The organism is Sphingopyxis sp. GC21, assembly GCF_025727575.1.
GTDB classification, from domain to species: Bacteria; Pseudomonadota; Alphaproteobacteria; order Sphingomonadales; family Sphingomonadaceae; genus Sphingopyxis; species Sphingopyxis terrae_A.
The window spans coordinates 355,062-367,339 of sequence record NZ_CP095845.1; the positions used below are offsets into that span (position 1 = coordinate 355,062).

Here is a 12,278-nt window from a genome sequence, read left to right on the forward strand (position 1 = left end):
GACTGCCATGACAATCGCTTTTCCGCCGCTGCCCTATGCCGAGGACGCGCTGGCGCCGCATATTTCGGCCGACACGCTCGCGACGCATCATGGCAAGCATCACAAGGCCTATGTCGACAAGACCAATGCCGCGATCGAAGGCACCGACCTCGCCGGCAAGAGCCTGGAAGAAATCATCCACCATGCCGAAGGGTCGGGCAACAAGGGGCTGTTCAACAACAGCGCCCAGTCGTGGAACCACGCTTTCTACTGGAACTGCCTGTTACCGACCAAGACCGCCCCGTCGGGCGATCTCGCCGCGGCGATCGACCGCGACTTTGGGTCGCTCGACGATCTCAAGAAGAAGCTGAAGGACACGGCGGTCAACCATTTCGCCTCGGGCTGGGCGTGGCTGGTCGCCAAGGACGGCAAGCTGTCGGTCACCGACACGCATGACGCCGGCACCGAAGTGACCGCGGGTATCAAGCCGCTGCTCGTCATCGACGTGTGGGAACATGCCTATTACATCGACCGCAAGAATCTGCGTCCGGCCTACGTCGACGCGGTGGTCGACGAGCTGCTCAACTGGGATTTCGCCGCTGAGAATCTGGCGCGCGACGGTGCTTGGACTTATCCGGCGTAATTTCCCGTCAAAGAAAAGGCCGTGCGTCCCCGCGAATGCGGGGACCCATCTCCGGTCGGTGCTATTTTTCGCCCACGGATGATGGACCCCCGCCTTCGCGGGGGGACACGGCTTTAGACGTCAAGGCATTGGCTTCTGTCATAAGGCTATTTCCTCGCCTATAGGCGCGGCATGACGATCAGCCTCTTCGAACTTTTCAAAATCGGTGTCGGGCCATCGAGCTCGCATACTGTCGGACCGATGGTTGCGGCGCGGCGCTTCACCGTCTGGCTCGACGAACGCGGCCTGCTCGGCAAGGCGGCGCATGTCGAGGCCGATCTCTATGGCTCGCTTGCGCTGACGGGGAAGGGGCACGCGGCCGATACCGCAGTGGTCGCCGGGCTGGCGGGCGAAATCCCGGCCGAAACCAGCCTCGCCGCGATCAAGGCGCATTGGGACCGCGCCGAGAATGAGGGCTTTCTTTATCTACTCGGCCGCCAGCGCGTCCGCTTTCAGCCGGCGCGCGACCTGCATTTCCAGATGAAGCAGCGCCAGCCTTTTCATAGCAACGCCTTGAGCTTCACCGCGCGCGATGGTGACGGAGAGACACTGGCCAAGCGCATGTATTTCTCGATCGGCGGCGGTTTCGTCGTCGACGAGGAGGAGGCGGGGCGCAACAGCCGCGGGGCCGAGGACGAAGTGGCGCTGCCTTTCGCCTTCACCTCGGGCGCCGACCTCCTCAACATGGGCGCGGCGTCGGGCAAGAGTTTCGCCGAAATGATGCTCGACAACGAGCTGGTGCACCGCAGCCCCGAACAGGTCGAGGCGGGGCTCGACCAGATCGCCGCGGCGATGGACGCCTCGATCGATGCGGGCTGTTGCAGCACCGGCACGCTGCCCGGCGGCCTCAAGGTCAAGCGCCGCGCGCCGCAGATCGCCGCCGACATCCGCGAACGGCACGAAGCCAATTTGTCGGACCCGATGGCGATGATGGACTGGATCAACCTGTGGGCGATGGCGGTGAACGAGGAAAATGCCGCGGGCGGCAAGGTCGTCACCGCGCCCACCAATGGCGCGGCGGGGATCATCCCGGCGGTGATCCGCTATTACCGGCGCAGCTATCGCGGCGACGCGGCGGGGGTGCGCACCTTCCTGCTCGCCGCGGGCGCGGTCGGCGCGCTCTACAAGCGCAACGCCAGCATCTCGGGCGCCGAGGTCGGCTGCCAAGGCGAGGTCGGCGTCGCCTGCTCGATGGCCGCCGCGGGGCTGACCGCGGCGCTCGGCGGCACCAACGCGCAGGTCGAAAATGCCGCGGAGATCGGCATGGAGCACAACCTCGGCCTCACCTGCGATCCGATAGGCGGGCTGGTCCAGATCCCGTGCATCGAGCGCAACGCGATGGGCGCGATCAAGGCGATCGACGCGAGCCGCATCGCGATGATCGGCGACGGCACCCATGTCGTCAGCCTCGATACGGTGATCGCGACGATGCTGCAGACCGGCCGCGACATGCGCGATAAATATAAGGAAACGTCGAAGGGCGGGCTGGCGGTCAGTGTGGTGGAGTGTTGAGCTTCAACTGTTGGCTGCTAGCGCACTGAACCTTTTTTGCTAAAAGGCGAGATGCTCGAAAGGTCAGACTGCCCATTCCTATTGGACGTGCTTGATTGCCTTAAACGCCGTGGAAAAGCGCTCAAGCATCGTAACGCAACTCCGATAATTGAGCGCTTCATCGAGCTTCGCGATGGAAAGACCGAAGAGCGGGTGGAAGTTACATTCAAGGTGCGCAAACGGCAGATCGTGGCTCTGACGGTCTGGGGTGATCGGTGGATTTCGATCCGCGCCGCAGAGTCAATTCCGCAAGCTGGGTGGAAGTTTCAGTATACGCACTCCGGACGCTTTCTCGGCACCGAGGGCGGTCGCGATCTGGTCAAAGCGACGGAGGCTTCGCTTTCCGAGATGTACGAATTGACCGATACGACCGTCGAACGGCTCGACCTCATCTGGAGACCATTGTTGGCCAACGGCCCGCAAGTCGCTTGATGGCGGCGGGCTGCCACCTCCCCACGGCTTCGCAGCAGGGAGGATCTGCAGTATCTTGCATTGCCGGGCGCTTTGCCTGATTGGAGCGGCGAGAAGGAGACCTGCCATGAAGACCCGCGCCGCCGTCGCATTCGAAGCGAAGAAGCCGCTCGAAATCGTCGAACTCGATTTGGAAGGCCCGAAGGCGGGCGAGGTGCTGGTCGAGATCATGGCGACGGGCATCTGCCACACCGATGCCTATACGCTCGACGGCTTCGACAGCGAGGGCATCTTCCCGAGCGTACTGGGACATGAGGGTGCGGGCGTGGTGCGTGAGGTCGGCGCGGGCGTGACGAGCGTGAAGCCCGGCGACCATGTCATCCCGCTCTACACCCCCGAATGCCGCCAGTGCAAAAGCTGCCTTTCGGGCAAGACCAACCTCTGCACCGCGATCCGCGCCACGCAGGGCAAGGGGCTGATGCCCGACGGCACGACGCGGTTCTCGTACAAGGGCCAGCCGATCTTCCATTATATGGGCTGCTCGACCTTCTCGAACTTCACCGTGCTGCCCGAGATCGCGGTTGCGAAGATCCGCGAGGACGCGCCGTTCCAGTCGAGCTGCTACATCGGCTGCGGCGTGACCACCGGCGTCGGCGCGGTGATCAACACCGCGAAGGTGCAGGTCGGCGACAATGTCGTCGTCTTCGGGCTCGGCGGCATCGGCCTCAACGTCATCCAGGGCGCGCGGCTGGCCGGTGCGAACAAGATCATCGGTGTCGACATCAACCCCGATCGCGAAGAATGGGGCCGCAAGTTCGGCATGACCGATTTCCTCAATTCGAAGGGCATGAGCCGCGAGGATGTCGTCGCGGCGATCGTCGCGATGACCGACGGCGGCGCCGATTACACCTTCGATGCCACCGGCAATACCGAGGTGATGCGCATCGCCTTGGAAGCCTGCCACCGCGGCTGGGGTACCTCGATCATCATCGGCGTCGCCGAGGCGGGCAAGGAGATTTCCACGCGGCCGTTCCAGCTCGTCACCGGCCGCAACTGGCGCGGCACGGCCTTCGGCGGCGCCAAGGGCCGCACCGACGTGCCCAAGATCGTCGACATGTATATGCAGGGCAAGATTGAGATCGACCCGATGATCACCCACGTCATGGGGCTGGAAGAGATCAACAAGGGCTTCGACCTGATGCATGCGGGGGAAAGCATCCGCAGCGTTGTCGTGTATTGACGCGGAAGGACGCGCAGCATGTTCAGCCATGTCACGCTCGGCGCCAACGATATTGCGGCGACCAAGCGCTTTTACGATGCGGCGCTTGGTGCGCTCGGCATCCCCGTCGGCCGCGTCGATGAGCGTGGCCGGTTGATCTACGCGCATGACGGCGGACGGCTCGTCATCACCAAGCCGGTGAATGGCGAAGCGGCGGCGTGCGGAAACGGCCATACGCTCGGCCTGCTCGCGGCCTCGCCCGAGGCGGTCGATGCGTGGCACGCCGCGGGCCTTGCCAATGGCGGGACGAGCGCCGAGGACCCGCCGGGCATTCGCAACGCGACCGAAGGCCGGGTGCTGTATCTGGCCTATCTGCGCGATCCGGCGGGCAACAAGCTGTGCGCATTCCACAAGATTTCGGGCTGACATGACGACCGAACGTCCGGCCGCTTTCGTCCTGACCTTCAGCTGCGTCGATGCGGTGGGCATCGTCGCGGCGGTGACGGGGCTGCTTGCCGAAACCGACGGCTTCATCCTCGACAGCCAGCAATATGCCGACCTCGATTCGGGGCGCTTTTTCATGCGCGTCGAATTTCGCGGCGCAGGTCCGCGCTTTCCGCAGACGCTGGACGCGGTGCGCGCGGCCTTCGCGCCGATCGTCGAGCGGTTCGCTTTGGAAGCGCGGATCAGCGACGCGGGGGCCAAGCCGCGCTTCGTGATTGCCGTGTCGCAGGGCAGCCATTGCCTCAACGACCTGTTGCACCGCTGGTCGACGGGCAATCTGGCGATCGACATCGTCGGCGTGGTGTCGAACCACGACCATTTGCGCCGCCTGACCGAATGGCACGGGGTGCCGTTCCACTACCTGCCCGTCAGCGCCGCGAACCGCGCCGAACAGGAAGCCGCGATGCTGGACGTCATGGCACGCGGCGGCGCCGATTATCTGGTGCTCGCACGCTATATGCAGGTGCTTTCGGCCGATCTGTCGGCGAAGCTCGTGGGGCGCTGCATCAACATCCATCACAGTTTCCTGCCCGGCTTCAAGGGCGCCAAGCCCTATCATCGCGCGCACGAACGCGGGGTGAAGCTGATCGGCGCGACGGCGCATTTCGTGACGAGCGACCTCGACGAAGGCCCGATCATCGAGCAGGCGGTCGAGCGTGTCGACCACCGCGACGGGATCGACGACCTGATCCGTATCGGCCGCGATGTCGAGGCGCAGGTGCTCGCGCGCGCGGTGCGCTGGGTCGCCGAACAGCGGGTGTTGATCGACGGACGCAAGACGGTGGTCTTCCGTTAGTCACGCGAACAGGATAAGTCCCGATTCGCAACCAAATCAGGAGGAGCCAAGGGCGATGTACAGTCACAATATGGTCGGATCGAACGACCTCGACGCATCGAAGAAATTCTACGACGCGACCTTTCAGGCGATCGGCGGCAAGCCGGGCATCGTCGATGACAAGGGGCGCCTTATCTACATGCACAATGGCGGACTGTTCCTGGTGACGGCACCGATCGACGGCCAGCCAGCGACTGCGGGCAATGGCTGCACCATCGGTTTCGCGATGGAAGGGCCCGAGCAGGCGAAGGCGTGGCATGACGCCGGCGTCGCCGCGGGCGGCACTTCGATCGAAGACCCGCCGGGCGTGCGCGAAGGCGGCTTCGGCAGCCTGTACCTCGCCTATCTGCGCGATCCGTCGGGCAACAAGCTGTGCGCGCTGCACCGCGTCGTCTGACTTTCTGAGGGCTTATGCGCGGTGAGGCGGGATTGCTGGCGGATCTGGATGCGCTCGCCATCCCCTTCACCGCGCACGAGCATGTCGCGGTGTTCACTGTCGCCGAAAGCGACACGGTGAATGCTGCGATTCCCGGCGCGCACACCAAAAATCTGTTTCTGAAGGACACGGGCGGGGCCTTCTGGCTCGTCACCGTGCCGGGCGAAGCGCGCGTCGACCTGAAAGCGCTGCCCGCCGCGATCGGATGCAAGCGCGTGAGCTTCGGCAAGGCCGACGACATGCAGCGGCTGCTCGGCATCGCCCCGGGATCGGTGACGCCGCTTGCCGCGATCAACGCCGCACCGGGAACCATCACGGTGGTACTCGATGCCGGGCTTGCGGCTGCGGAGCGCGTCAACGTCCATCCGCTGCGCAACACGGGAACCATCGGCCTTGCGGGCGCAACCATCCTCGACCTCTTGCGTCATTGGGGGCATGAGCCGTTGATCGCTTCCATACCCGTGCAGGACAATCCATGACCCTCGAAACGCTATCGACCAATCGCAGCCATGGCGGCACGCAGGGCGTCTATCGCCATGCCAGCGACACCACCGGCACCGACATGACCTTTGCGCTGTTCGTTCCCGATCATGCGCCGGGCGCGAAGCTGCCGGTGCTGTGGTATCTGTCGGGGCTGACCTGCACCCATGCCAATGTGATGGAAAAGGGCGAATATCGCGCCGCCTGCGCGCAGCATGACATCATCTTCATAGCTCCCGACACGAGTCCGCGCGGTGAGGGCGTGCCCGACGATCCGGAGGGCGCATGGGATTTCGGACTCGGCGCCGGCTTCTATGTGGATGCGACCGAGGCGCCATGGGCAAAGAATTACCGCATGCGCTCCTATATCGAGGATGAGCTCCCGTCGGTGGTGCTGCGCAATTTCCCGATGGCCGACATGACGCGGCAGGGGATCAGCGGTCATTCGATGGGTGGCCATGGCGCGCTGACGGTGGCGCTGCGCACGCCCGACCGCTTCCGCTCGGTCTCGGCCTTTTCGCCGATCGTCGCGCCGCTGCAATGCCCGTGGGGCGAAAAGGCGCTGTCGAACTATCTCGGTGCCGACCGCGAGCCGTGGAGTCACTATGACGCCTGCGCGCTGATCGAAGGCGGCGCGCGCGTTGCCGACTTGCTCGTCGATCAGGGAGAGGCGGACAGCTTCCTGGAAGATCAGCTCAAGACGCATCTGCTGGTCGAGGCGTGCGAGAAGGCGGGGCAGAAAGCCGAAATCCGCATGCAGCCGGGCTATGACCACAGCTATTATTTCATCTCGACCTTCATGGCCGAGCATATCGGCTGGCACGCCGAACGGTCGAAGGTTTAGTCGCTCCCCTCCCGCCCGCAAGCGGCAAAGATCAGGGCATCAACAGCGTCGACCCCGTGGTCCGGCCCGCTTCCAGATCTTCGTGTGCGCGAGCCGCGTCGCGGAGCGGGTAGCGCTGACCGATGGTGACCGCGACCGCGCCGCTTTCGAGCATCTCGAACACGCGCGCGGCGCCGGCGGCGCGTTCGCCGGGATCGAGATAATAGTCGAACAAGGTCGGGCGCGTGACGAACTGCGACCCATGCTGCGCCAGGATGCCGAGATTGACGCCGGTCACCGGCCCGCCGGCATTGCCGTAGCTGACGATCAGCCCGCGGCGCGCTGTGGCCTCGAGCGAGGTCGCCCAGGTCGCCATGCCGATGCCGTCGAAAGTGACGGGAACGCCTTGGCCGTCGGTGATTTCGCGGACGTGCGCGGCGACATCTTCGTCCCGGTAGCGGATAACATGGTCGGCGCCGGCGTGGCGCGCGGCCTGTTCCTTGGCTGCGGTGCTGACGGTGCCGATCACGGTGGCGCCGACGGCTTTCAGCCATTGGACGAGGATCAGACCGACACCGCCGGCGGCGGCGTGGACGAGCACCGGCCAGCCTGCCTCGACCCTGGCGCAGCGTTCGACGAGCGCCTCGACCGTGCAGGCCTTGAGCAGCGCGGCGGCGGCGGTCTCGTCGTCGACCGCCGCGGGCAGCTTGAACAGCGCGGCTGCGGGGACGAGCCGCGCGGTCGCATAGGCCGTGCGGCGGGGGCCGAAGGTCGCGACGCGGTCGCCGGGCTTCAGCCCGTGGACGTCGGCACCGATCGCCACGATCTCGCCCGCCGCCTCGAGCCCCAGACCGCCAGGAAGGTCGACCGGGTAGGTGCCGTCGCGATGATAGGCGTCGATATAATTGAGCCCGACAGCGGTCTGGCGGACCAGCACCTCGCCCGACCCGGGGGCGCCGAGCGTGACGCTGCGCCACTGGATGACGTCGGGACCGCCCTGCTTCTCGATAAAGGCTTCAACCGCTTCCATGCGTCCTCTCCTGCTGTTCGCCCGATTTGGGACGGCGGCGGAGAGGGCGCAAGGGCTCTACGCCTTAATATTTCCCGGTCTTGCGCGGGTTGCGCTGGCCGTAGGGTTTGGGCTTGTAACGGTCGGTGCCGCCGCCGGGGGCGCCGGGGCCGCGCGGTTTGCGCGGACCGTCGCCGCGAGGGCCGTCGTGGCGCGGGCCAGCGTCGCGGCGCCCGCCCTTATGGGGGCGCGTGTCGCGGCGCGGCGGATAGGTGCTGCCTTCGGGCGCCGGGGTGATGGCGACGCCGCTATCGTCTTCGCCATCCTTGTTCGCGGTGCGCGACACGGCTTCGGCGAAGCGATCGGCGATCGCGAGCGGGATGTTGAACAGCGTTTCGTTGGGGCCGATGCGGATCGCGCCGATTTCGTGCTTGGTCACATGGCCGCGGCGACAGAGCAGCGGCAGGATCCAGCGCGGATCGGCGTTCTGGCGGCGGCCGATGTTGAGCCGGAACCAGACGCTGTCGTCGAACTGTTCGCGGTCCGCCCCACGATCGGCGCGCTCGAGACGCTCACCGCGTTCGGGGCGCTCGCCGCGCGGGCGCGGGCCGTTATCGATCAGATCTTCGGGCGGCGGCATCGTCGCGCGGTGCGCGCGGACGAGCGCGGCGGCGATGTCTTCTGCGCTGCGCTCCGCGAGCAGGCGCTGGCCGAGTTCGATGTCATCAGCCTCATGTTCGACCGGCGCGAGCAGCGCCTCGATCAGCCGTTCCTTGTCGCGCGCGCGCACGTCGGTCGCCGTCGGCGCGTTCATCCACTGCGCGTCGATCTTCGCACCGCGCAGCATACCGTCGACGCGGCGGCGGCGCGGATAGGGGACGATGAGCACGGCGGTGCCCTTTTTCCCCGCGCGACCGGTGCGGCCCGAGCGGTGCTGAAGCGTTTCGGCATCGCGCGGGATTTCAACGTGAATGACGAGGCTGAGGCTCGGCAGGTCGATACCGCGCGCGGCGACGTCGGTCGCGACGCAGACGCGTGCGCGGCGGTCGCGCAGCGCCTGCAGCGCGTGGTTGCGTTCGGACTGGCTGTGCTCGCCCGACAGCGCCACCGCCGCGAAGCCGCGTTCGAGGAGGCTGGCGTGGAGGCGGCGGACATTGTCGCGCGTGGCGCAGAACAGCATTGCCGTGTCGGCCTCGTGCAACCGCAGCAAATTGACGACCGCGCCCTCGATATCGGCGGGGGCGACGGTGACGACCTGATAGGCGATGTCGCCGTGGCCGCGATCTTCGCCGACGGTCGAGATGCGCAGCGCGTCGCGTTGATAATGTTTGGCAAGCTGGGCGATCGGCTTGGGGATCGTCGCCGAAAAGAGCAAAGTGCGGCGCGTTTCGGGGGTCGCGTCGAGGATTTCCTCAAGGTCTTCGCGAAAGCCCATGTCGAGCATTTCGTCGGCCTCGTCAAGCACGGCGACGCGCAGCGATTCGAGGTCGAGCGCGCCGCGTTCGAGATGGTCGCGCAGGCGGCCGGGGGTACCGACGACGATGTGCACGCCCTGGCTGAGCATCCGGCGCTCGCGGCTTGCATCCATGCCGCCGACACAGGTCGCGATGCGCGCGCCGGCCTTCGCGTAGAGCCAGCTCAGTTCGCGGCTGACCTGCAGCGCGAGTTCGCGTGTCGGGGCGATGATCAGCGCCAGCGGCGCGGCCGCGAACGGCAGGCGCCCATCCTCCAGCAATTCGCCCGCCATGGCGAGGCCGAAGGCGACGGTCTTGCCCGATCCGGTCTGCGCCGAGACGAGCAGGTCGCGGCCGACAGCTTCGGCTTCGACGACGTGGGTCTGGACGGGGGTTAGTCCTTCATAGCCGCGCGCGGCAAGGGCGTCCGCAAGGACGGGCGAGAGATTTTCAAAAGGCATTTTATTCTTCTATCCTGTGCAGCAAAGGCGCCGCTGTTTGGTCCTCGCTGCCCAGTCTGCGTCCCGGGGTCTGTCGCCCGCGATCGAAACACTGGTCATGGATGCCGAACCCCGTTCGGCATGACGAAGAAATATCTGGGTTTTTTTCCTAAAGGGCCTGACCCGCCGCGTATCCGCTGGCCCAGGCCCATTGAAAATTGTAGCCGCCCAGCCACCCGGTGACGTCCACGGCTTCGCCGACCGCATACAGTCCCGGCACGCTTTTGGCCATCATTGATTGCGACGAAAGATTCGCGGTCGAAATGCCGCCCACCGTCACCTCGGCCTTGGCAAAGCCTTCGGTGCCGTTCGGATGGAAGGTCCAGCGCGCGAGCCGCGCCTCCGCATCGGCAAGCCTGCGGTCGGTTTGCGCGCCGAGCTCGCCGGCCAACTCCAGCCGCTCGGCGAGCGTCTGCGCCAGCCGATCGGGCAGGGGCAGCGTTGCGGCGAGCGTGGCGCGTGGACGCGCGCGCTTTGCGTCGATCAGCCATCCGGGCGTGGCGGCGGGCAGGAAGTCGATCGTCACCGGATCGCCGGGACGCCAATAGCTGCTGATCTGGAGGATTGCCGGACCCGACAGACCCTTGTGGGTGAACAGCGCCGCTTCACGGAACGCCGCCTTGCCCGCGCGCGCCTCGACCGGGGTTGCGACGCCCGACAGTTCGCGGAACAACACATCGTCACCGCCGAGCGTCAGCGGGACGAGCGCGGGGCGCGGCTCGACGATTTTCAGGCCGAACTGGCGCGCCAGATCGTAAGCAAAGCCGGTCGCACCCATCTTCGGGATCGATGGGCCGCCGGTAGCGATGACGAGGTTGGGCGCGCGGACATGCCGGTCGCCGAAGTCGACGGAGAAGATGCCATCCGCATGCTTGACGGCGCGCACCGGCTGGCCGCAGCGGACTTCGACGCCGCCCTTTGCACATTCCTCGAGCAGCATCGCGACGATCTGTTTCGCCGACCCATCGCAGAACAGTTGGCCGAGCGTTTTTTCGTGATGCGCAATGCCATAGGCATCGACCAGCGCGATAAAATCGGCGGGCGTGTAGCGCGCGAGCGCCGATTTGGCGAAATGCGGATTCGCTGAAATATAGCGGTCGGGCGCTGTATGGATATTGGTGAAATTGCAGCGGCCGCCGCCCGAGATCAGGATTTTCTTGCCCACCTGCTCGGCATGGTCGAGCAAGAGAACGCGGCGACCCCTTTGCCCCGCGACCGCGGCGCACATCAGCCCGGCCGCGCCGGCACCCAGCACGATGGCATCATAATCGGTGGCGGTCATGCGGGGTGGTCAGCGCAGCTTTGCGATCGACAGGCCGTCGGCCTTGGCCCGGATTTTTACCGACTCTTCGCTCCGCGTCAGGGCCTTGGCGATGGCTTTGAGCGCCATGCCCTTTTTCGCCAGCGTGTGGAGCTTGTCGATTTCGGCGGCGGTCCACGGCTGCTTGTGGCGTTCGAACTTGTCCTTCATGCCATTTCCTCCGCATCGGGCGCGGCGGCAAGGACGGTGATGGCATCCTCGCGGCCCTGGAATTCGACGTTCTCGCCGACCTCGGCGCCCATCAGGGCGCGGCCGAGCGGCGCGGTGAAGGCGATCCGCCCTGCCGCCGGATCGGCTTCGTCATGCCCGACGATCGTCACGGCGCGCTCGGTACCTGCGAGCCGATAGCGTACCGCGCTGCCGACCCCGACGATCCCGTCCGCGGGCGCGGCCTGCACCTCCGCGGTCGCGTGGCGCGTGGCGACATAGCGCTGGCGGCGCTGCAATTTCTTGCGCGCATCGTCGGTTTCCGCCGCCGCGATGGCGGCTTCGATCTGCGCGAATTCTTCGCCGAGCAGACGGTGTCCGCGCGGGGTTACCAGATTGGCGCCCGGCGGGATCGGCCATTCGAAGACCGGTTCCATATGTTCGTCATCGCTTTCGCGGCGGAACGCTACGCTCACGTTTCTCTCTCGGTATCGGGGAGGGGAAAGGCTCCTTTGCCGTGCGAAGGTGGCGACAAGATGGCGCGCTGTAACCTTGCCGGGCGGCGCGGCGAATTTCCCTTCGATGCCATCCCCCCGCATCCCCCTTTGTTGTGAATGGAGTGAAGAATGAGCAATGTCGTGAAACTGTCGCTGGCCGCTTCGGCCGTTCTGGCCATGGCCGCCGGCGCGATGGCGCCGGGAACCGCTGCTGCGGCCGGAGCGACCGAAAAATGCTTCGGCGTCGCGCTGAAGGGCAAGAATGATTGCGCCGCCGGCCCGGGCACGAGCTGCGCCGGTACCTCGACCGTCAATTATCAGGGCAATGCCTGGAAGTCGGTTCCGGCGGGCACCTGCGTCAAGATGGGCGGCACGCTGACCGCGCATGAGGGCGATGCCAAGCCGGTGCCGCAAAAGAAGAGCTGAGCCC

The 12,278-nt window shown here is 65.9% G+C and carries 15 protein-coding genes; 10 read left to right on the forward strand and 5 right to left on the reverse strand.

Annotated features, from left to right (window positions below; genetic code table 11):
• Positions 1-7: 7 nt before the first annotated feature.
• The 9 genes from MU856_RS01665 to fghA all read left to right on the forward strand — a co-directional run bounded on the left by MU856_RS01665 (position 8) and on the right by fghA (position 6,941).
• Positions 8-622 carry a superoxide dismutase gene (locus MU856_RS01665; protein ID WP_234180524.1) on the forward strand — a complete coding sequence of 205 codons (615 nt, stop codon included), beginning with the start codon at positions 8-10 and terminating at the stop codon, positions 620-622.
• Between the two features lie 171 nt (positions 623-793).
• Positions 794-2,173: an L-serine ammonia-lyase gene (locus tag MU856_RS01670; protein WP_234180527.1), complete on the forward strand. Its 1,380-nt coding sequence runs from the start codon at positions 794-796 to the stop codon at positions 2,171-2,173.
• 81 nt (positions 2,174-2,254) lie between these two features.
• Positions 2,255-2,644, forward strand: a complete 390-nt coding sequence (locus tag MU856_RS01675; RefSeq protein WP_234180529.1) for a hypothetical protein — start codon at positions 2,255-2,257, stop codon at positions 2,642-2,644.
• 106 nt (positions 2,645-2,750) lie between these two features.
• Positions 2,751-3,863: an S-(hydroxymethyl)glutathione dehydrogenase/class III alcohol dehydrogenase gene (locus tag MU856_RS01680; protein ID WP_062900863.1), complete on the forward strand. Its 1,113-nt coding sequence runs from the start codon at positions 2,751-2,753 to the stop codon at positions 3,861-3,863.
• An 18-nt stretch (positions 3,864-3,881) separates the two neighbouring features.
• Entirely contained in the window at positions 3,882-4,268 is a 387-nt protein-coding gene (locus MU856_RS01685) for a VOC family protein (protein WP_003052594.1), read from the forward strand.
• 1 nt (position 4,269) lies between these two features.
• A complete protein-coding gene (gene purU / locus MU856_RS01690) occupies positions 4,270-5,142 on the forward strand; it encodes a formyltetrahydrofolate deformylase (protein WP_062900861.1) in 873 nt (290 codons plus the stop codon).
• A gap of 55 nt (positions 5,143-5,197) precedes the next feature.
• A complete protein-coding gene (locus MU856_RS01695; protein ID WP_003052600.1) occupies positions 5,198-5,578 on the forward strand; it encodes a VOC family protein in 381 nt (126 codons plus the stop codon).
• 14 nt (positions 5,579-5,592) lie between these two features.
• Positions 5,593-6,096, forward strand: a complete 504-nt coding sequence (locus MU856_RS01700; RefSeq protein ID WP_062900860.1) for a prolyl-tRNA synthetase associated domain-containing protein — start codon at positions 5,593-5,595, stop codon at positions 6,094-6,096.
• Positions 6,093-6,941: an S-formylglutathione hydrolase gene (fghA, locus tag MU856_RS01705; protein WP_263588268.1), complete on the forward strand. Its 849-nt coding sequence runs from the start codon at positions 6,093-6,095 to the stop codon at positions 6,939-6,941. Before MU856_RS01700 ends, fghA begins: the two co-directional genes overlap by 4 nt.
• Positions 6,942-6,972: 31 nt before the next feature.
• On the opposite strand, the gene MU856_RS01710 is transcribed toward fghA, so the two are convergent.
• The 5 genes from MU856_RS01710 to MU856_RS01730 all read right to left on the reverse strand — a co-directional run bounded on the left by MU856_RS01710 (position 6,973) and on the right by MU856_RS01730 (position 11,827).
• Complete coding sequence (locus MU856_RS01710; RefSeq protein WP_234180532.1) at positions 6,973-7,950, reverse strand: quinone oxidoreductase family protein; 978 nt, start codon at positions 7,948-7,950, stop codon at positions 6,973-6,975.
• A 64-nt stretch (positions 7,951-8,014) separates the two neighbouring features.
• Complete coding sequence (locus MU856_RS01715; protein ID WP_003052614.1) at positions 8,015-9,844, reverse strand: DEAD/DEAH box helicase; 1,830 nt, start codon at positions 9,842-9,844, stop codon at positions 8,015-8,017.
• Positions 9,845-9,992: 148 nt separating this feature from the next.
• Positions 9,993-11,165: an NAD(P)/FAD-dependent oxidoreductase gene (locus MU856_RS01720; protein WP_234180533.1), complete on the reverse strand. Its 1,173-nt coding sequence runs from the start codon at positions 11,163-11,165 to the stop codon at positions 9,993-9,995.
• A 9-nt stretch (positions 11,166-11,174) separates the two neighbouring features.
• On the reverse strand, positions 11,175-11,354 hold the full coding sequence (locus MU856_RS01725; protein ID WP_003052619.1) for a hypothetical protein: 180 nt from the start codon (positions 11,352-11,354) through the stop codon (positions 11,175-11,177).
• Positions 11,351-11,827 carry a GreA/GreB family elongation factor gene (locus MU856_RS01730; RefSeq protein WP_062900855.1) on the reverse strand — a complete coding sequence of 159 codons (477 nt, stop codon included), beginning with the start codon at positions 11,825-11,827 and terminating at the stop codon, positions 11,351-11,353. The genes MU856_RS01725 and MU856_RS01730 overlap by 4 nt, the downstream gene beginning before the upstream one ends.
• Positions 11,828-11,977: 150 nt before the next feature.
• Between MU856_RS01730 and MU856_RS01735 the strand changes: the two genes are divergently transcribed.
• Entirely contained in the window at positions 11,978-12,274 is a 297-nt protein-coding gene (locus MU856_RS01735; RefSeq protein ID WP_234180534.1) for a DUF2282 domain-containing protein, read from the forward strand.
• The last annotated feature ends 4 nt before the right edge of the window (positions 12,275-12,278 follow it).

Coding starts and splice junctions, on each gene's coding strand:
- MU856_RS01665 (WP_234180524.1), top strand. CDS start 8: ATGACAATCGCTTTTCCGCCGCTGCCCTATGCCGAGGACGCGCTGGCG.
- MU856_RS01670 (WP_234180527.1), top strand. CDS start 794: ATGACGATCAGCCTCTTCGAACTTTTCAAAATCGGTGTCGGGCCATCG.
- MU856_RS01680 (WP_062900863.1), top strand. CDS start 2,751: ATGAAGACCCGCGCCGCCGTCGCATTCGAAGCGAAGAAGCCGCTCGAA.
- MU856_RS01685 (WP_003052594.1), top strand. CDS start 3,882: ATGTTCAGCCATGTCACGCTCGGCGCCAACGATATTGCGGCGACCAAG.
- purU (WP_062900861.1), top strand. CDS start 4,270: ATGACGACCGAACGTCCGGCCGCTTTCGTCCTGACCTTCAGCTGCGTC.
- MU856_RS01695 (WP_003052600.1), top strand. CDS start 5,198: ATGTACAGTCACAATATGGTCGGATCGAACGACCTCGACGCATCGAAG.
- MU856_RS01700 (WP_062900860.1), top strand. CDS start 5,593: ATGCGCGGTGAGGCGGGATTGCTGGCGGATCTGGATGCGCTCGCCATC.
- fghA (WP_263588268.1), top strand. CDS start 6,093: ATGACCCTCGAAACGCTATCGACCAATCGCAGCCATGGCGGCACGCAG.
- MU856_RS01710 (WP_234180532.1), bottom strand. CDS start 7,950: ATGGAAGCGGTTGAAGCCTTTATCGAGAAGCAGGGCGGTCCCGACGTC.
- MU856_RS01715 (WP_003052614.1), bottom strand. CDS start 9,844: ATGCCTTTTGAAAATCTCTCGCCCGTCCTTGCGGACGCCCTTGCCGCG.
- MU856_RS01720 (WP_234180533.1), bottom strand. CDS start 11,165: ATGACCGCCACCGATTATGATGCCATCGTGCTGGGTGCCGGCGCGGCC.
- MU856_RS01725 (WP_003052619.1), bottom strand. CDS start 11,354: ATGAAGGACAAGTTCGAACGCCACAAGCAGCCGTGGACCGCCGCCGAA.
- MU856_RS01735 (WP_234180534.1), top strand. CDS start 11,978: ATGAGCAATGTCGTGAAACTGTCGCTGGCCGCTTCGGCCGTTCTGGCC.